Source organism: Clostridium sp. TW13 (genome assembly GCF_024345225.1).
Taxonomy (GTDB): Bacteria; Bacillota; Clostridia; order Clostridiales; family Clostridiaceae; genus Inconstantimicrobium; species Inconstantimicrobium mannanitabidum.
The window spans coordinates 1081589-1099777 of sequence record NZ_BROD01000001.1 but is presented as its reverse complement, the minus strand read 5'-3'; the positions used below and the strand labels follow the sequence as shown (position 1 = coordinate 1099777).

15 protein-coding genes are annotated in these 18189 nt (G+C 30.1%); 6 read left to right on the top strand and 9 right to left on the bottom strand.

Features of this window, described 5'->3' with window-relative positions:
* Positions 1–150: 150 nt before the first annotated feature.
* A complete protein-coding gene (locus OCU47_RS05255; protein ID WP_261827543.1) occupies positions 151–2637 on the bottom strand; it encodes a glycoside hydrolase family 2 TIM barrel-domain containing protein in 2487 nt (828 codons plus the stop codon).
* 483 nt (positions 2638–3120) lie between these two features.
* Here OCU47_RS05255 and OCU47_RS05250 point away from each other — a divergent pair, with 483 nt between their 5' ends.
* On the top strand, positions 3121–4215 hold the full coding sequence (locus OCU47_RS05250) for an AraC family transcriptional regulator (protein WP_261827542.1): 1095 nt from the start codon (positions 3121–3123) through the stop codon (positions 4213–4215).
* 122 nt (positions 4216–4337) lie between these two features.
* Here OCU47_RS05250 and pgmB read toward each other — a convergent pair whose 3' ends face one another.
* The 4 genes from pgmB to OCU47_RS05230 form a co-directional block, all read right to left on the bottom strand.
* On the bottom strand, positions 4338–4982 hold the full coding sequence (pgmB, locus tag OCU47_RS05245; RefSeq protein ID WP_261827541.1) for a beta-phosphoglucomutase: 645 nt from the start codon (positions 4980–4982) through the stop codon (positions 4338–4340).
* A gap of 96 nt (positions 4983–5078) precedes the next feature.
* Entirely contained in the window at positions 5079–6788 is a 1710-nt protein-coding gene (locus tag OCU47_RS05240) for a glycoside hydrolase family 3 protein (RefSeq protein WP_261827540.1), read from the bottom strand.
* Between the two features lie 26 nt (positions 6789–6814).
* Positions 6815–7633 (bottom strand): methyl-accepting chemotaxis protein, encoded by an 819-nt coding sequence (locus tag OCU47_RS05235; RefSeq protein WP_261827539.1) that lies wholly within the window; start codon positions 7631–7633, stop codon positions 6815–6817.
* Between the two features lie 588 nt (positions 7634–8221).
* A complete protein-coding gene (locus OCU47_RS05230; RefSeq protein ID WP_261827538.1) occupies positions 8222–9490 on the bottom strand; it encodes an MFS transporter in 1269 nt (422 codons plus the stop codon).
* A 307-nt stretch (positions 9491–9797) separates the two neighbouring features.
* Between OCU47_RS05230 and OCU47_RS05225 the strand changes: the two genes are divergently transcribed.
* The 4 genes from OCU47_RS05225 to OCU47_RS05210 all read left to right on the top strand — a co-directional run bounded on the left by OCU47_RS05225 (position 9798) and on the right by OCU47_RS05210 (position 14304).
* Entirely contained in the window at positions 9798–12278 is a 2481-nt protein-coding gene (locus OCU47_RS05225; protein ID WP_261827537.1) for a GH39 family glycosyl hydrolase, read from the top strand.
* 141 nt (positions 12279–12419) lie between these two features.
* The gene (locus OCU47_RS05220) at positions 12420–13013 is read left to right on the top strand and encodes an HD-GYP domain-containing protein (RefSeq protein WP_261827536.1); all 594 of its coding nucleotides are present in this window, start codon (positions 12420–12422) and stop codon (positions 13011–13013) included.
* A 216-nt stretch (positions 13014–13229) separates the two neighbouring features.
* Positions 13230–13646, top strand: a complete 417-nt coding sequence (locus OCU47_RS05215) for a flavodoxin (protein WP_261827535.1) — start codon at positions 13230–13232, stop codon at positions 13644–13646.
* 22 nt (positions 13647–13668) lie between these two features.
* The gene (locus tag OCU47_RS05210; protein WP_261827534.1) at positions 13669–14304 is read left to right on the top strand and encodes a DUF3793 family protein; all 636 of its coding nucleotides are present in this window, start codon (positions 13669–13671) and stop codon (positions 14302–14304) included.
* A 155-nt stretch (positions 14305–14459) separates the two neighbouring features.
* On the opposite strand, the gene OCU47_RS05205 is transcribed toward OCU47_RS05210, so the two are convergent.
* From OCU47_RS05205 to OCU47_RS05195, 3 genes are all read right to left on the bottom strand, one after another.
* Positions 14460–15152, bottom strand: a complete 693-nt coding sequence (locus OCU47_RS05205; protein ID WP_261827533.1) for a DNA alkylation repair protein — start codon at positions 15150–15152, stop codon at positions 14460–14462.
* A gap of 64 nt (positions 15153–15216) precedes the next feature.
* Complete coding sequence (locus OCU47_RS05200) at positions 15217–16050, bottom strand: deoxyribonuclease IV (RefSeq protein WP_261827532.1); 834 nt, start codon at positions 16048–16050, stop codon at positions 15217–15219.
* Positions 16051–16113: 63 nt separating this feature from the next.
* Complete coding sequence (locus tag OCU47_RS05195) at positions 16114–16584, bottom strand: methylated-DNA--[protein]-cysteine S-methyltransferase (RefSeq protein ID WP_261827531.1); 471 nt, start codon at positions 16582–16584, stop codon at positions 16114–16116.
* 163 nt (positions 16585–16747) lie between these two features.
* Here OCU47_RS05195 and OCU47_RS05190 point away from each other — a divergent pair, with 163 nt between their 5' ends.
* Positions 16748–17629, top strand: coding sequence for an ABC transporter substrate-binding protein (locus OCU47_RS05190; protein WP_261827530.1), 882 nt, complete (start codon positions 16748–16750; stop codon positions 17627–17629).
* Positions 17630–17796: 167 nt separating this feature from the next.
* Here OCU47_RS05190 and OCU47_RS05185 read toward each other — a convergent pair whose 3' ends face one another.
* Positions 17797–18168, bottom strand: coding sequence for a phage holin family protein (locus OCU47_RS05185; protein WP_261827529.1), 372 nt, complete (start codon positions 18166–18168; stop codon positions 17797–17799).
* Positions 18169–18189: the final 21 nt, after the last annotated feature.

The following is an 18189-nucleotide window of genomic DNA, read 5'->3' as shown; positions in this document are numbered from 1 at the left end:
TAAATTGAAAATCTTAGTAAACTACACATTTATAATTTCACAGAAATAACAATTGACATTAAAAAAGAATGATTTACGAAATATATCGCAAATCATTCCAAAATATTAATGATTTAATTACTAATTACTTTTACAGACCACCTACATATACTATTTTGATGCAATAATCTCTATTTTTGCTGTAGCTAATTCATCAGATGAAGCCTCTATAATTATAGGGCCACTTTCCTCTGTTGATTGTACAATTGCAATGCAATAGCCATTAAAGGCATTTCTATAATTTGTTTTATCAGAATCATGGTCCATTGGATTACCATTTCCTGTACCTATCAAACTTCCATTACTAATTACATTGAACTTCACCTTATTTTGAGCATTAGGTACAATTATTCCGTCTTTATCAACTATAGCCGCAGTTACAATAGTCACATCCTCACCATCAGCATTAATAATTGTTTGATCAGGCAACAATAAAATACCTGCTGGTTGTCCAGAAGTCTTTTGAGCATCTTTTGCAACTTCAATACCACTACTATATGCTTTTACAATAAGTTCTCCTGGCATATATTCAACATCAAAATCAACGTAGTATTCCCCTTTTTCTTTCGTCTTTCTTCCTATTGATTTTCCATTTAAAATAAGCTCCACTTCTTCACAATTGGTTATTGCTCTTACTGAAATATTTTCTCCAATCTTATCTGCCCACGTCCAATGAGGAAACAAATGAACTAAAGGTTTATTTTCAATCCACATAGCTTGATATAGATAAAAATTATCTTTTGGCAAACCACATAAATCAAAGGTCCCGCTTTGAGCCATTACAGATGGCCAAAAGAATGGGAATGGTTCTCCACGATAATCAAAGCCTGTCCATACGAATAACCCACCCATTCTAGGATTATTAAGGTAGAATTCCCATGCCTTTTCTGGAGGACATGTTCCTCCTGCTCCTCCTGCTGTCTCAACCGGAGTAACACTCATATGTGTTATTTCTGAATTCAAGCAGGATATGGAGCATTTTTCTACACTATCCTCATAGCATCCTCTTGTAGTTGCTTTCATCACGTTCTCAGTACTAATAAATAACTTATCAGGATAAGCTTCAAGATTTTGTAGTACGTATGATTGTGCCAAATCACTCTCTATATAATTTACGCCTATAACATCAAGTGCATCCATGTGTTTTCCTGAACTTGATCCAAATATATCAGCACTTGTAACAAGTCTTGTTGGATCAAGAGATTTAACTATATTTCTCATACGTTTATGCATACGTATTGACAAACTACTTCCTCCAATAAATTCTTCATTGCTAATACTCCACATAAATACACTTGGATGATTTCTATCACGTAATACTTGAGCTTCAAGTTCTTTTATTCTTATTTCACTTGCTTCTAAAAGTCTGCCTTCATTCATAACAAGCATCCCTAACCTGTCACATGCATCAAGCAGTTCAGATGCTGGTAAATTGTGGGCACATCTATAGGCATTAACCCCTGCTTCCTTAAGCTTTTTAATCTTGAACTCATGTATTCTATCAGGCACTGCCACACCAACTCCAGCAAAGTCTTGATGTACTGACATTCCTTTAATAGGAGTATGTTTCCCATTTAAGAATAGTCCTTTAGTTGTATATTCAATACTTCTTATTCCAAATACAGTTTCATAATCATCCTTAATTTCATCATGAACAATTACTTCTGTAATAGCCTTATAAAGCTTAGGAGAATCTATTTCCCATAGTTCAGGATTGCAAACAGTTATCTCTTGAATCACCTTATTCTTATGCATACCCTCATTCATTATATTTACAACATTCTCCCCAACAAAATCTCCATAAGGATTGATTATTGAAGTCTTAAGAGTATACTCTGCCGCATCAAAATCTTCGTTAAAAATCACTGTTTCAACTCTAATTACAGCCTTATCCTGCTCTATTCTAGGAGTTTGTACATAAGTTCCCCACTTATCAACATGAAGTTTATCAGTTTTTGTAAGCCAGACATTTCGGTAAATTCCTCCACCTTCATACCACCAACCTTCATTACCACATGTAGTATCTATCTTTACAAGAATTACATTTTCTCCTTCTTCTCCATATTTCAATAAATCTGTAATATCAAAACTAAAACTATTATATCCACTAAAATTCTCGCCAATATAACAGCCATTCACCCAATAATCTGATATTCTTCCAACACCATCAAATTCAATAAAAATCTTTTTACCTTCATCCTCTTTAGGTAAAGTAAAGGTCTTTCTATAATATCCTACTGTTTGTGGTAGAAATCCGTACATGCCATTTTTAAAATCCATTACATACTCTTGATTAAGAACGGCATCATGAGGTAATTTAACTTTTTCCCAACCTTCTTTCCCCTTTTCAATAGACTCCATAGCAAACCAATCTTTATATTCATGTTCTGAAGCTGCTCTTGGTCTATGCATAACCTTTAAAAGTGGTTCAATTGCAGAACCGTTAAGAAATAGTGACCCTTCTTCATCAATAGCATTATTAGTATATCCACCTATTAACGCTGATTTTTGATGATTCTTAGGAATTGGCCCAATTTCATTTCTTGTAAAATACCAATCTTTATTAAACTTAACTCTTGATCTTACTCTAGTATTCATATCCTTCACGTCCTTTTTATCTTCATTTCTATATCAAGTCTATATCAAGTGAAACTTGATTCAGGTGGGGTGTATCCCCATCTGAATGTTAGTTTAACTTATCCAGGAGCGTGCATCCGTTATCTCCAACTTAAGCAGAAAATTTAAATCTATGATTTAGTGTGAATCGGTTAAGCAGACATCTCGAATCTATGATTTGATGATGGTCGCTTACTCTGTGAGTACTCATCTGACTTTAGGAAGGGGAGTTTCATATAAAGTGGAGTGTTACGGATGCTAGCTATCGGATAAACCTATAAAACATCATTTCATGTAAACATTTTAACATGCAAGAAAATATCTATCCATGTTGTAATTTTATGAAAATCCGACTTTTTTTTAGATTGTCTTTCCTTTGTATTTTATGATACAATTTGATTCATAAAAAGTTTTCGTTTAGTCTATTATGATATACTATTTACCTTAAGAAAGGAGTATTAGAATATGACAGATATGTACGTAACTTCAGGCATGGTTCAACATATATTAACAGAATATCATTTTAATCATAATAAGAATAAAGGTTTTAGAGATATAGTTTTAGAACTGTATAATAGAGAAAATTATGTAACTCAAAAACCAACATTACCTAATAAATTTCTTTTGTCAAACTTAAATGATAATGACTTTTTAGATTTATTGAATCAATTGCCAATTTATATTAATAGTATTATTAACGTTCATTCCAATACAGAAATAGGGGAATCTGATATTCTGCCAGAAAATAGTGATATTTTTGTAATTAAACATTTTAGTTATTTAAATGACCAGCCTCATTCTCATAATTATTTTGAGATATCATATGTATTCAAGGGTAACTGTCAACTTATATTCGAAAAGGAACACCGTACACTAAATGAAGGTGAATTATGCATAATTGCACCCATGTCCTTACATAACATAATTGTTGATGATGTTAATTCTATTATTATTACTATTACTATTAAAAGAAGCACCTTTGACAGAGCTTTCTTTACCTTGTTATCACAAAAAGATTTGCTTTCTTATTTCTTCAGAACAATTCTTTATAATCAAACCTCTTCAAATTATCTTCTGTTTAACACTGATAATTCAGCTGACATAAAAATAATAATTAAGAATTTGATTCTGGAAAATTATAAAGGTGATATTTATTATAATAACTGTAGCATTAGTTGGGCTAATATTCTTTTTGCAAATATCTTAAGAAACTACAGTGAAACAATTCAGTTTTACAATTATGATTTAGACAGTGATTTTTCTTTAGTTTTACAATATATACAACATAACTACCGAAAGCTCACCTTAAAATCCCTGGCTGAACATTTTCATTACAGCGAAGCGCATTTGAGTACTTTAATAAAAAAAAATACTGGCTTAAACCTTATTGCCTTAATAACAAAATTAAAAATGTCAGATGCAAAAGATTATCTTATAAATACTAACTTATCAATAGAAAAAATATCTGAATATGTAGGTTATAATTCTGTGGATCATTTTTCTAGAACCTTTAAAAAGCACTATCAATCATCCCCTCAACAATACAGAAAACTTTATTAACGTTATAACAAATTTTCATTCAATTAAAAAGACAATAGGTTATTGAATCACCTATTGTCTTTTTAATATTTTTAATTCAAACATATCATCACATCTAAACTCAGATCACTAAAAATACCACATTATTTAATAATTTCAGTAATCTCTACTGTAGATAAATCCTTAAACTTATAGTTAGCTGTTTCATTGTTTGAAGCATATCCAACAGCTAAAACTTTCATATTTCCAGCTAGGGCTGCTTCAACTCCTGCATCTGCATCTTCAACTACTAAACATTCTTCTGGTACTACTTTTACTTTTTTTGCTGCAAGCAAGAATACTTCTGGATCTGGCTTACTATTTTCTATTTCATTTCCATCTGCTACTCCATCAAAGTAATTGCTTAAACCTATTTTTTCAAGGATAAATGGAGTGTTTTTACTTGATGAACCTATTGCTATTTTTATATTATTTGCTTTTAACTCCTCCAATGCCTTCATTACTCCTGGTAATATATCATCTGGAGTAAGTTCATTTAATAATTCTCTATATAAATTATTCTTTTTTTCTGCCATACTATTTTTTTCTTCATTAGTGTACTCTTTGTTAGCTTTTTCTAAGATTATTTCTAAACTTTCCATTCTGCTAACTCCACGAAGTCTTTCATTTATAGTTCTGTCAAAATATATACCTTTCTCATCAGCCATTGCTTTCCAAGCTCTGTAGTGGTAGTCATCAGTTGAAACTATAACTCCATCCAAATCAAAAATCACTGCTTTTATACTCATTGTAACTTCACCTCTAAATTAAACTAAAACAAATTTTTCTTGGGTCCGTTCTTATATAAATAATTCCTATGTGCTATCTACAATATTGTTTATAAATTAAAATCTTGCTCCCCAAACATTGCAGAATGGATCTACAGGGCTAATTCCTTTAAACTCTGATTTACCAGTAATCTTATCAATTACTGCATCTACTACATATTCATTTGATGAATACGCATTTATAAATGTTTTTATCATCGGTACATCTAATAAATGATATGGATTTGCTACTGATATAAACATTGTTGGTATATCTTTTACAAACCATGGTGCATTTGCCGCCATTAGATGTATCCAATCTACTCTTACAGTTGTTTGATTACTTGCAGTTTCTATATTTGCAACATATATAATCAAATCATATTTAGACTTTAACTCTTCAATTCCACCTTCAAAGACTTCCCTAAAATCCAACTTTTTGTTATCAAAAACATCTACTTCAAACCCCTCTGCTTCTAACTTTTGTTTTACCTTATCACTTGCTTGTTCTCCTTCTTTAAATCCACCATCTTCACTATCTCCCAATACATAAAGTCTAACTCTCTTGTATTTTTCAGAAGTTATAGGTAAAAGATTTTGAGTATCTTTCACTAAAGTAACAGACTTATCTGCACATTCTCTCGCCCAAGTTTCATGTTCTTCACATTTTAAAACTTTTAATGCTTCTTCATCTAAAACTAAAGTATCTTCTGCTTTTTGTTTATGTAATCCTAAGGATGCTTTAGTTGCCAAAATCCTTGTTACTGCTTCATCTACTCTTTCAATAGTTAAAATTCCATTTTTTATTCCCTTTAACATGAAGTTAAAGTCCTCTTCAATATTCTTATTAAATAAAAACATATCGCATCCACAAGCTATTGATTTTGGTACTGAAATTTCTCTTCTTTCAGCAACATTAAATCCAATCATTGCTGTTGCATCTGTAACAATAAGACCGTTAAAGCCTAATTTTTCTCTTAATAAACCATTTAATATCTCTTCTGATAAAGTTGCTGGCATTATTTCTTCATCTTTTAAATCAGGATTTAACTTTTTACTATAGTTTGGCAATAAAATATGTCCTGCCATTACTGTTTGAGCACCATCTTCTATGAGCCCTTTATAAATCATTCCATAAGTCTTGTCCCATTCTTCTACTGATAAAGAATTCACTGAGCTTAAAAGATGCTGATCTCTTTCATCCACACCATCTCCAGGAAAGTGCTTTATAGATACAGCCAACCCTGATTCAGTCATTCCCTTCATGCATTGCCTTGCCATTCTAAGTACTCTTTTAGGGTCACTTCCATAAGTTCTTACATTAGTGATTGGATTTCTGAAGTTCATATCAATATCTACGATTGGAGCAAAGGCCCAATTACAACCTGCAACTCTCCCTTCTCTTCCTGAAACTAACCCCAATTTATATGCCATATCTTCATCATCTGTAGCTGCAACTTGCATTTGCTTACCAAAATATGTTCCATCTATAGCAGTTCCATTTCCACCTGCTTCAAGGTTTGCTGCAAGTAGTAAAGGAATCTTTGAATTATCTTGAAGTAATTTATGAGTTCTTCTTATATCTTCACCTTTCCCAGGTCTGTACATCATTCCACCAGGTTTTATTTTTGATAAAAAGCCTTTCAATTGCTCTTCATCATCTGTAACTCCTACTGGACAAAATAGTTGTCCTACTTTTTCAATTAAATCCATTCCTTTAATTGTTTCTTCTACCCATTTAATATCCTCATCCTTTAAATAAAATGGTTTTGCTTTTAAATCTATCATAAATCTTACTTCCTCTCCCATTTAATTCAGTCCATTTTTGCATTCTCAACCAACTTGTGCGAGCTTAGAGATATTTCATTTAAAGTTTTAGAAACATCTTCAATACTTTCTGCTTGATTAGTCGCTACATCTCCTAATAGACCTATTGAATTATTTATTACTTCTATGCTATCTCTCATCTCTTGCAAGTATGAAAATATCTCCTTAGCAGATTCTTGACTTACTAAAGATAATTTTCTTATTTCACTAGCTACTATTGAAAAACCTTTACCTTGTTCACCTGCTCTAGCTGCCTCAATTGAGGCATTTAAACCTAACATATTTAATTGTTTTGAAATATTACTTATCAAATCAATTACTCCACTACTTTCATTTATTGATTTTGAAGTTTTTTCTATTCTATCGATAATTATATTCAAATTATCAGAAAGCTTGGTAGCATCGTCTTCAATGACATTTACCTTATTATTTGTTTCTTTAATTGAGTCCATCAACTTTTCTGAAATGTTAGCCACTGAATTTTCTCTTTGTGTATTTCTCATCAAACAAAAGGTTCCTATATAATTATTATTTAAATCTTTAATTGGAACATGGGTAAGCTTAAGATCTACTCCATGCTGCTCCTTTGTAAGAGTGGTGAATGTAGTTTTTTTATTTGCTTTTAATTTATCTTTTGCAATATTATCCTCTACTTTATCCCCTGCTTTATTTGGTGGTTTTATTGTTTCACCCTCTGATACAAGCAATATTTTTTCTTTATCCTCAATAACAATTGCAGTATCTTCTTTAAACAATTCTTTAATTACCAAAGCTGAGTCTATTAATGAATTAAAAATATCTTCCATGCGCTCCTCCTTAAAATCAAATAAATTGTTTATTTATATTACATGTCTTAAGTTTATCAAGAAACCCTTTACTTATAGACCTATATATAAATAAACTCAGTATCATATTCTTTTTTATTAACCAACCTGTTTAATCCACATTAAAATATAAGACTTTTATTCATTAATTAATATTTATATTGAGACTTATCTTCTTTCTTCTTGATTTCAAATCCATATTTTTATCAAGTTCAACTAAGATTCAGGTGGGGTGTATCCCCATCTGAATCTTAGTTGAACTTACACCCTCAAGGGGTACCTCGTCCAGGAGCGTGCAGCCGTTATCTCCAACTTAACCGATTCACACTAAATCTATGATTTAGTGTGAATCGGTTAAGCAGACATCTCAAATCTATGATTTGATGATGGTCGCTTACTCTGTGAGTACTCATCTGACTTTAGGAAGAGGAGTTTCATATAAGGTTGGAGTGTTACGGATGCTAGCTATCGGATAAATATCACTATATGTACAGGGACAAACCTACGTTAACATTGCAAGTTTGCCCCTAATTTTATTAAATATTTTTTAAATATTCCATTATCATTTCTTTATTTACTATTTTCTGATTGACCGATTTCAGGTATTGGTAAAACTACTAAAGCTGAAAGTATTGAGAAACCTGCAAGCATTAAGAAGAAGAAGGTATATCCATCATCTCCCATTAGCTTTGTGCCTAATGCTATAAGCATTGGAGCTATAAATTGAACTATTGCTGATGATAAGTTTACTGTTGTGTTCATTATTGCAATATCTTTACCTGCGTTCTCTTTAGATGGTAATATTCTGTTAACCAATGCATTATCTACGGCTGTGTACATACCAAATCCAAAGTTAAAGAAGAAGTTTCCTACTATTACAAAAGTAACACTACCTGAGAATGCAAATGCAATCATACAAACTCCTGTTATTAATGCTGCTAGCATTACAAAAGGTTTCTGTCTTCTTATCTTATCTGATACAAAGCCTCCGAATATTCCTGATAAAACCATTAACATTATTGCTGGTGATTGATATGCCATAACTCTCATGATATCGCCTTCACCAAGATGGAATCTCATTATATAGAAAAGAGTTAACATACTTAATCCTGCATTTGTAACATTTATAAATAACTTAGTAAGAAGTGCCCAAGTATACTCTGGATATTTCTTTATGCTTGGATAGAAATTCTTTAACCCTTCACCAAAGCTTTTCTTCTTTTCTACAGTTCCTGTAAATTGAGTATCTTTAATAAGAACTGCTGCTGATAATCCGCCTATAACCTGAATAATTATAATTGCTAAAAGCTTTTGTTGAACAGGTACATCTGCATATATTCCAAGTATGGCTTGCCCAATCATAACGCAGATTGGAGCTGCTGCACCAAACAATCCAGATACTCTACCAAATCTCTCTGGATCAACTTGTTCTGGTACTACTGCATAACAAGATAAAGTAACCATTCCATAGAAGAAGTTTGCTAAGCAATAACCTATTATAAGTACTGGTACTGAATTAGCATAAGTAAATGTCAACATTGACAATGCTCCACCTATACTCCCTGTAACCATCCAAAATCTTCTTCTTCCCATCTTAACTCTTGTTTTATCTGCTATAGCTCCACCTAATGGAGATGTTATAACTAAAAATATTCCTGTTATTCCTCCTACCATACCATATACAGCTGTTGCATTTTGAACCCCTACTATTCTTATAATATTAAAGGTTGCTAACCCAAATCCTAATAATACTAAAGGTGCTATTGATGTTCCTAGTCCAAGTACTGCACCTATTAAAAGTCTTGCAAAAGGTGTCTTCTGAAATTGTTGATTTCCCATAATGAATAATACCTCCTATGTTTTGAATTTATCATTTATCTACTCTATGTGTAAATGATATCAAGAAAACCTTTTCTTATAGGACTATAAATCAATGTAAATGGTATCAAATTTCTTTTTATTTTATGCTTTCATTTTTACAGTTTAAAATTAAGGACTATATTTTGCAGCATAAAATGATATAATAAGACTAATATAGACTATTTATTTATTTTATAGTTTATATGGCTATTTTATTTTAATTTTTAAGTTTTAAAGTACCATATATAAGTCCTTGGCATATTTTGCAGTACACATGGAGGAAAAAATGAATTTCAAATTGATAAACCATACAAATGATTTACCTTTTACTGTTTCCATTCTTCCCTTAAAAAGTGAAGAATATCATTATCACAAAGAGATGGAATTAATATTTGTATTAAAAGGAAGTGTATCTTACTTTATTGGTGGTGAAAAGCATAAGCTATCTGAACATGATTTATTTTGGGTGAATAGCTTAGATATGCATTCTGCCTTTTCTGAATCTGAAGAAACTATTCTTTTAGTTCTTCACTTAGATAAAATCTTTTTTGATAAATACTATGATAATTTCTCTGATTTTTATTACAAGTACACTGACTCAGTAAATGATAGAAACAATCCCCTTTATGATTTAATAAGTTCAAACTTAGCACAACTAATGCTCCATATGATTAAATTAGAATCTGACTATAAATTGAAATCTCTCAATAATATTATTGAGATTATCCTAATATTATTGAATAACTTTAAAGAAGAAAACCCTAAAAATATAAATACAGTTTTATATAAGCAAACTAGATTATATGATATATTAAAATTTATCGAAAAGAATTATAACAGCGAACTTACCCTTAACTCACTTTCTGAGGAAATGCATATTAGTCCACAGTATATTTCAAAATTCTTTAAAGATAATTTAGGGATTGGTTTCGTTGATTATATTAACAAGCTACGTATAACAAAATCATTACACGATTTGCTTGAAACCAATAAAACTATACTTGATATTTCAATTGAACATGGCTTTAATGATCACAAAGCTTATAATCGTGCCTTTAAAAAAGAGTTTAATATGACAGCTACAGAGTATAAAAAACAGCTTACTTTAACTCAACTAAATAGTGATACTTCTAATTTTGATTACCTTGATAATAATTCAAGAGGTTACTTTAAATATTTATTTGATTTCATTGATAAAGAAAAAAGCATTAATACCCCCGCACTAAGTTCATCAGTAAAAACTAATATTAATCTGGATTTAACTTCATACAATAATACGACTTTCACAAAATATTGGAACAAAGTTACCTCAATAGGAAGAGCTTCTTTGTGCTTAAGACACGAAATTAGGCGTCAAATTGAAATTGCACAAACAGATATTGGTTATGAATTTATAAGATTTCATGGAATTTTTTCTGATGATATGATGGTCTATAAAGAGGATAATGACGGTAATCCTATTTACAATTGGACATATATAGATGAAATCTTTGATTTCTTTTATAGAGTAAATTTAAAGCCCTTTATTGAAATAGGTTTTATGCCTGAAGCCTTAGCCTCAAAAAAACAGTTTATTTTTCTTTGGAAAGCTAACGTTAGCCAGCCTAAATCGCTAAAGAAATGGACTGATTTAGTATCAGCTTTTATTAATCATTGTGTTGATCGCTATGGAGAAGACGAAGTTAAAAAGTGGTACTTTCAAATTTGGAACGCTCCTGATTTACCCGAAGTATTTTGGTCTGAAAGCAAAGAAAAGTTCTTTCAATTTTTTAAAGCTACCTATAATTCTATAAAAACTATGTTTAAGGATATTAAAGTAGGTTCTCCAGGACTCTTACCTCTAAATGATTTTCAATGGTTGAACGATTTCTTAAACTTCTGTGAAAAAAATCATATAGAGCTGAGTTTTATTGCTTGCAATATTTATGCATATACTGATCCTAAAAATAATGCACTTCCTGCTCAGTTATATTCAAAACATGATGATATTCTATTTTTAAATGAAGAAAATTATCTAAAAGAATCAATAAGCAAGGTGAAAAGCATACTAAAAAAACATTCATTGCATACGCCTATTTTTATAACTGAATGGAATTTAAGTCCTTTTACAAATGATTATAATAGAGATACTTGTTTCTTAAGTTCATACATTACATATAATCTAATAAATAATATAGAAAATATCGATGTGCTTTCATTTTGGTCTTTAAGTGACATTATAGAAGAAGGACTAACTGAAAATAAACTTTACCATGGAGGTCTTGGACTTCTAACATACAACAGATTAAAAAAGCCTTCATATAATGCTTTTGCTCTTTTAGGTAAATTAGGTGATAAACTTATAAAAAGAGGTGATGATTATATAATTACTGCCCAAAACAATAGTTATCAAATACTTATCTTTAACTTTATATATTTTGATGAATTATTTATGAGTGGAGACAAATCTTTATTGGACTATCATAACAGATACAACATATTTAAAAACTCAAATCTTAATAAAGACATAAATTTAATTCTTTCTATGCCTAGAGGACAATACAGAATTAAACGTTGGTATTTGAATAGAAATTCAGGTTCCACCTATGATGCATGGCAGAGTATGGGGGCTCCTGAACAAATTCAAAACGATGTATATAATTATTTAAAAGCAAAAGAGATTCCTGAAATAAGTATTAATTCTCAAGAAGTACAAAACGAACTGTTAATTTCTGATTCTGTGCCTCCTCATGGAATATTGCTGATTGAAATAGATAAAATTAATTAATCTCAATATATATTTCTTATATTTCCCTCGATAATTGATAACCATTTTCATTTACATCCAAACATTATCATGATATATTATTTTTAAATATAGATTTCATAAAAATTTATCAAATTAAATTTTTTAAAAAGGACTGATTAAATGGTAGAAAATTTTGATATATATCATGATATTATTGAAAGCTTAGCTGCTGCGTTAGATGCTAAAGATATGTATACTTCTGGACACTCAACTAGAGTTGGTAATATGGCATATGATTTAGGAAAGTGTCTAAATCTTAATGAAAATGATTTAGAAATGATTCATATAGCTGGTCATTTACATGACATAGGAAAAATAGGAGTACCTGACATCATACTAAACAAGCCAGATAAATTGACCGAGGAAGAATGGACATATATGAAAAGCCACCCTCAAATTGGATGCAACATACTAAATAAAGCAAAAAGTTTAAAGGAAATTTCTCATATAGTTTTACACCATCATGAAAGATGGGATGGAAAAGGCTATCCAGCCGGACTATCTAAACATACAATTCCAATTGGATCTAGAATTATTGCTATATGTGATTCTATTGATGCTATGAGAAGCAATAGACCCTATAGAAAATTAATATCAAATGAAGAATGCTATAATGAAATTTCAAATAATAATGGTACAATGTATGATCCTATTATCGCTAATTGCATTTTAAAAAACTGGAACGAAATTGTATTGCATCACTACCCTAACTAGAAATTAACTTAGAAATTTTAAGAACTATTTTTAAAATTTCTAAGTTAATATTTTTTTATATATACTTAATATACTTTTTATTTAGAAATTACTCCAAAAAATTTATATATGAAAAGTTGTTGACAAAAATGGATAGTTATATTATCATCTAATTGAGAATGATTTTCATAATTAATTAGATGTAAAAATCAAAAAATATAAAGGAGTTGTTTTATTATGCAAATAGTCTATTGGTCAAGCACAGGCAATACTGAAAAGATAGCAGAATTAATCAAAAAAGGAGTTATAGAATCAGGTAAAGAGGCTAATACTATAACTGTTTCAGATGTAAATATAGATGAATTTCTAAAAGAAGATATTTTAGTTTTAGGATGTTCAGCTATGGGAGATGAAACATTAGAGGAATCAGAATTTGAACCATTCATAGAACAAATTTCAAATAAGATATCTGGTAAAAAAGTTGCTTTATTTGGCTCATATGGATGGGGCGACGGTCAATGGATGAGAGATTTTGAAGAAAGAATACTTGGATATGGGTGTACATTAATTGATACTCCGCTAATAGTTCAAAATACTCCTGACGATGACGATCAACAATGTATAGATTTAGGCAAAAAAATTGCATTAACATAAGATAAATTGGATGGTGATATATATGGAATATCTAGATTTTCACTCTAAATTAGACTCAATGCACAATAAAGATTATATCGAAAACTTTTTAGTATATAATTCATCTTTAGTGATTGCAGGAGTAAAACCAGGTGTTACTGTTACAATAAATAAATATAATGATAAATTATATGAATCATGGAATGACTATGGAGCAAAATTCATATCTAGCATAAATTTAAAATTTATAAGTTTGAGAAGCAATTCTACCTCACTAATAATTTTGATTTATGACGAACTTCTATTAAAAAATGAACTTTTTAGTAACGCTCATAGGAATTTCTTAATTAATTTAGGGTATCCTGATACTAGATACATTGATGACTATATTTATACTTTAAAATCTAGATATGAACTATATAATTGCCCTCATGAATTAGGATTATTTCTTGGAATACCTTTCGAAGATGTAAAAGACTTTATAGATTGTACTACTAAGAAATGTCTCTTATGTAGATATTGGAAGGTTTATAATGATACAGAAAAAGCAAAATTAATTTTTAATAAGTATGACACAGTAAAGGAATTTACAATAAAAAATATTCTTGCTGGAAATTCATCGCGTGATCTAGCATTAAGTATTAAAAATTCCTTTAACACAGAAATACATTACATTTGACTCCTCTTACACATATAAATTTAAAATAATTTTATTAATTTAAAAGAGCTCAATTGAAGAACTATTTCTATCAATTGAACTCTTTTAAATTTTCTCTCTTAATTATATTTAATATGCTTTATATGCATCAGAACTTCACTTTCCTCATAACAATTTCATTCTAAAATACATCTTTTCATGCTCCTTATAATTGCCTTTTCATCCGTATGAATTTTCAAGGATTCAGTAATTTTTTGTAATGATTTATTATAAGTAAAATCATCCAAAGAGTTATTCTTTAAATATTTCATAGTCTTTTCTGGAAACTGCACATAACACATAGATACGGCCCAAGCCACAGCCATCTTTGCATAATAACCAGGGTGCTTAATCTCATCTAACAAGTTAAACACCTTATCCAAGTATTCATTTTTTATATAAAAATTTAGCAACATAACAACACCAAATCTGACCTCATATTCCTGTGTTGAAAACAAATATGATTGTATAAAAAACCATACTCTATCCATATTATCCTTAGTAAACTTTAATCCAACACAAAAACTATCACATACAGACCAATTATTTATTTTAGGAACAAAATCAGTAACATACTGAATAATTTCCTCTATATCTGTTTTAACATACCCAAGTACCATGCCTTGAAGCATTACCTCTTCAAAATACTCACAACTGTATTCCTTCTCAAATTCTCGCCAATCTTCTCTGGCAATTTGTTTAGCTATCTTTCTAAGCTTAGGTAATCTAACCCCTAAAACATTATCTATATTAGGTATTAGTGCTGAGGAAAATTTCTTATAGTCCTCTTCTGCTAATTGAAAAAGTTGTTTTCTAATTACTCGATTCATATTTCTTATTTCCTTACTGTGCTTATTAATTTAATTGTTACTTTATAGCAACGTATTTACAGAACTACTCTCTATATAAGCTCCTTAATAACTTTATTTCTTCTCCATAACCAGCGAGTTCGTTTGGAGTCTCAAGAAAGAAAGGAATCCCTTTAAGCTTAGGATGATTAATTATTTTTGAAAAGGTCTCTACTCCCAGAGAACCTTCTCCTATTTTTTCATGACGATCTTTATGACTATTATAAGGATTTTTGCTATCATTTAAATGAATTGCATAAAGTTTATTAAGACCAATCACTCTATCAAATTCATCAAGAACTCCATCTAAATCATTTACGATATCATACCCTGCATCGTAAATATGACAAGTATCTATACAAACACCAAGTTTATCTGAAAGAGTAACTTTGTCTAATATCATTTTCAACTCTTCAAAATTACGTCCTACTTCAGTACCCTTTCCAGCCATTGTTTCTAGAAGAACAGTAGTAGTTTGATCTGGCTTTAAAATAGTATTTAACATATTTGAAATATAATTAATCCCCACATCTAATCCCTGATTTACATGAGAGCCTGGATGAAAATTATAAAGGTTATTAGGAATATACTCCATTCTTTCTAAATCATCTGCCATCATTTCCAACGCAAATTTCCTTATCTTCTCGTCTGCAGAACAAGCATTTAATGTGTATGGAGCATGAGCTAAAATTTTTGAAAAATTATTTTCCTTAGCTAATTTTAAAAATGCACATACATCCTCTTTATCTATTTCTTTCGCTTTTCCACCTCTAGGATTACGGCTAAAAAATTGAAAAGTATTTGCGTTTATACTAATTGCCTCCTTGCCCATGTTTTCAAATCCCTTTGATGTAGATAGATGACACCCTATATTAAACATATGTACTCCTCCTAAAATTAAATTCACACTATTTTCTCTTATAATTCTATTGTTGCTAATATACTAAAAAATATTTTTTTCTAAGTTAAGAAGTTTTTCTTTTATATCTAATCCACCAGCGTAACCTACTAACTTTCCGTTTGAGCCTATTACCCTGTGACATGGAATTATAATCATAATTGGATTTTTATTGTTTGCCATGCCAACTGCTCTTGCTGCTTTCTCATTCCCTATTTTTTTAGCTATTTCTCCATAACTTCTTGTTTCTCCAAAAGGAATTTCTTTAAGAGCATTCCAAACCTTTTTTTGAAATTCTGTTCCCTCGGGTTCTAAAGGCAAATCAAAGAAATTACGACTACCTGAAAAGTATTCATTTAATTGTTTGATTGCTTGCATTAAAAGTTCTGTTTCTTGTCTCTTCACTAATAAATCATCTATATCTTCATTCGCTAAATATATCTTTGTAATAGCTTTCCCATTTTCCTCTATAACAATAGTACCAATATCAGTACCATAACTAAATGCACTTTTCATTATTTTCTCCTTTTTAAGTACAGTTTCTATTATCTCTTATGTATCTATTATACTACAATAGTTCTACTGCATTGTGAACTACCAACCTTTAGAATTGCGAATTTCTCTTTGCAATGAATAATTTTTTTTAAAATCTAAGACAATAATATAGGGAGTGATTCATATGAAAATAAATATCAAACATTTTAACATATTTATTATTATACATTTAGTGTTAGTAATAATTTTAATATATCCATTAAACACTATTGCACAAGCACCTTCTAATCTTCCTAAAAGTAGATTAGACGCAATAAGAGAAAAAGGAGTACTAACAGTTGTATCATCAAATGATGTGCCTTTTGCTTATATAGACCCTTTGACAAAAGAATTTTCTGGCTTAGATGCTGACATCATCAGAGAAATTGCTAAACGATTAGGGATAAATAAAGTTGAAATGACTACCCCAACACCATTTAATGATTTAATAACAGCATTAAATTCAAATGAAAACATAGATTTGATTACAGATGGAATGTATGTTACAGATGAACGAAAAAAAGAAGTTCAATTTACAAATACATGGTATAACGAATCCGAAGCAATTGTTACCCCTCAAATATCAAAAATAGTTTTTAAAGATGACTTAAAAACTGCAGTAGTAGGTGCCTTAAGAGGAACAGCCTTTTTAGACTTGGCACAAAAGTGGAAAAAGGAAGGCTCAGTAAAAGATGTTATAATATTCGATAATGAAAATGACTTACTTAATGCAGTGAATACAAACAAAATAGATGCAGCAATAACAGATTCAATTGTAGCAACTTATTTAATTTCTCAAAATACTAACTACTATTTAAAAATATTAGATTCTAAAACGTACATACCAGAAGCACCCGGAAAAATTGCTGCTGCCGCAAAAAAAGGTGACACAACATTGGTGGAAGCAATTAATAAAGTACTAGATGATATGAAAGCTGATAGAACTCTTATGAAAATCCTTAAGAAATACGGTTTAAATGAAAATTACTTTGTTGCTATTAAAGAAGGACATTTATCAAATCTCTAGATTAGTTGTATAATTTCTTTTTTTATTCTTTTACCATACGAAACCTAATCAAATAACCTCTTTTAGTAAGTTATCTATAAATTAAATTTTATTATAATATCCTAAAGAATAAAAAATACTGCAACCTATAATCATTATAAGTTGCAGTTATATTTATGCTATGCTTATTACATTGCTCTACCAGGTAATATAGCATCTAAAACTCCAATAACTAAGGCAGCAAGAATTGCTCCTATTATTGATACACTCATACCTGGGACTAGAAATTGTGTTGCATATATTATTATAGCCGCTATTACAAAACCCTTTAACCCTTTTCCCATAGGTGATGCATCAACACCCATGAATGATTCAACTAAACTATCTATTATTGTTATTACTACAGCTGCAAGTACAGTTGACCATAATCCGTAAATTGTAAACCCTGGGGTTAAAAATGATGTGATAGCTAGGATGATTGTAATTAAAACTAATCTTCCTATCCATCTTCCAATACTATTACCATTACTATGTCTAACTTCGTGTTCTCTATGCGCCATTGTTTATTCCTCCTTTGTAAA

What these genes read in the sequence shown, in the direction of transcription:
- OCU47_RS05255 (WP_261827543.1), bottom strand. Translation starts at nt 2,637, where the DNA reads ATGAATACTAGAGTAAGATCAAGAGTTAAGTTTAATAAAGATTGGTAT.
- OCU47_RS05250 (WP_261827542.1), top strand. Translation starts at nt 3,121, where the DNA reads ATGACAGATATGTACGTAACTTCAGGCATGGTTCAACATATATTAACA.
- pgmB (WP_261827541.1), bottom strand. Translation starts at nt 4,982, where the DNA reads ATGAGTATAAAAGCAGTGATTTTTGATTTGGATGGAGTTATAGTTTCA.
- OCU47_RS05240 (WP_261827540.1), bottom strand. Translation starts at nt 6,788, where the DNA reads ATGATAGATTTAAAAGCAAAACCATTTTATTTAAAGGATGAGGATATT.
- OCU47_RS05235 (WP_261827539.1), bottom strand. Translation starts at nt 7,633, where the DNA reads ATGGAAGATATTTTTAATTCATTAATAGACTCAGCTTTGGTAATTAAA.
- OCU47_RS05230 (WP_261827538.1), bottom strand. Translation starts at nt 9,490, where the DNA reads ATGGGAAATCAACAATTTCAGAAGACACCTTTTGCAAGACTTTTAATA.
- OCU47_RS05225 (WP_261827537.1), top strand. Translation starts at nt 9,798, where the DNA reads ATGAATTTCAAATTGATAAACCATACAAATGATTTACCTTTTACTGTT.
- OCU47_RS05220 (WP_261827536.1), top strand. Translation starts at nt 12,420, where the DNA reads ATGGTAGAAAATTTTGATATATATCATGATATTATTGAAAGCTTAGCT.
- OCU47_RS05215 (WP_261827535.1), top strand. Translation starts at nt 13,230, where the DNA reads ATGCAAATAGTCTATTGGTCAAGCACAGGCAATACTGAAAAGATAGCA.
- OCU47_RS05210 (WP_261827534.1), top strand. Translation starts at nt 13,669, where the DNA reads ATGGAATATCTAGATTTTCACTCTAAATTAGACTCAATGCACAATAAA.
- OCU47_RS05205 (WP_261827533.1), bottom strand. Translation starts at nt 15,152, where the DNA reads ATGAATCGAGTAATTAGAAAACAACTTTTTCAATTAGCAGAAGAGGAC.
- OCU47_RS05200 (WP_261827532.1), bottom strand. Translation starts at nt 16,050, where the DNA reads ATGTTTAATATAGGGTGTCATCTATCTACATCAAAGGGATTTGAAAAC.
- OCU47_RS05195 (WP_261827531.1), bottom strand. Translation starts at nt 16,584, where the DNA reads ATGAAAAGTGCATTTAGTTATGGTACTGATATTGGTACTATTGTTATA.
- OCU47_RS05190 (WP_261827530.1), top strand. Translation starts at nt 16,748, where the DNA reads ATGAAAATAAATATCAAACATTTTAACATATTTATTATTATACATTTA.
- OCU47_RS05185 (WP_261827529.1), bottom strand. Translation starts at nt 18,168, where the DNA reads ATGGCGCATAGAGAACACGAAGTTAGACATAGTAATGGTAATAGTATT.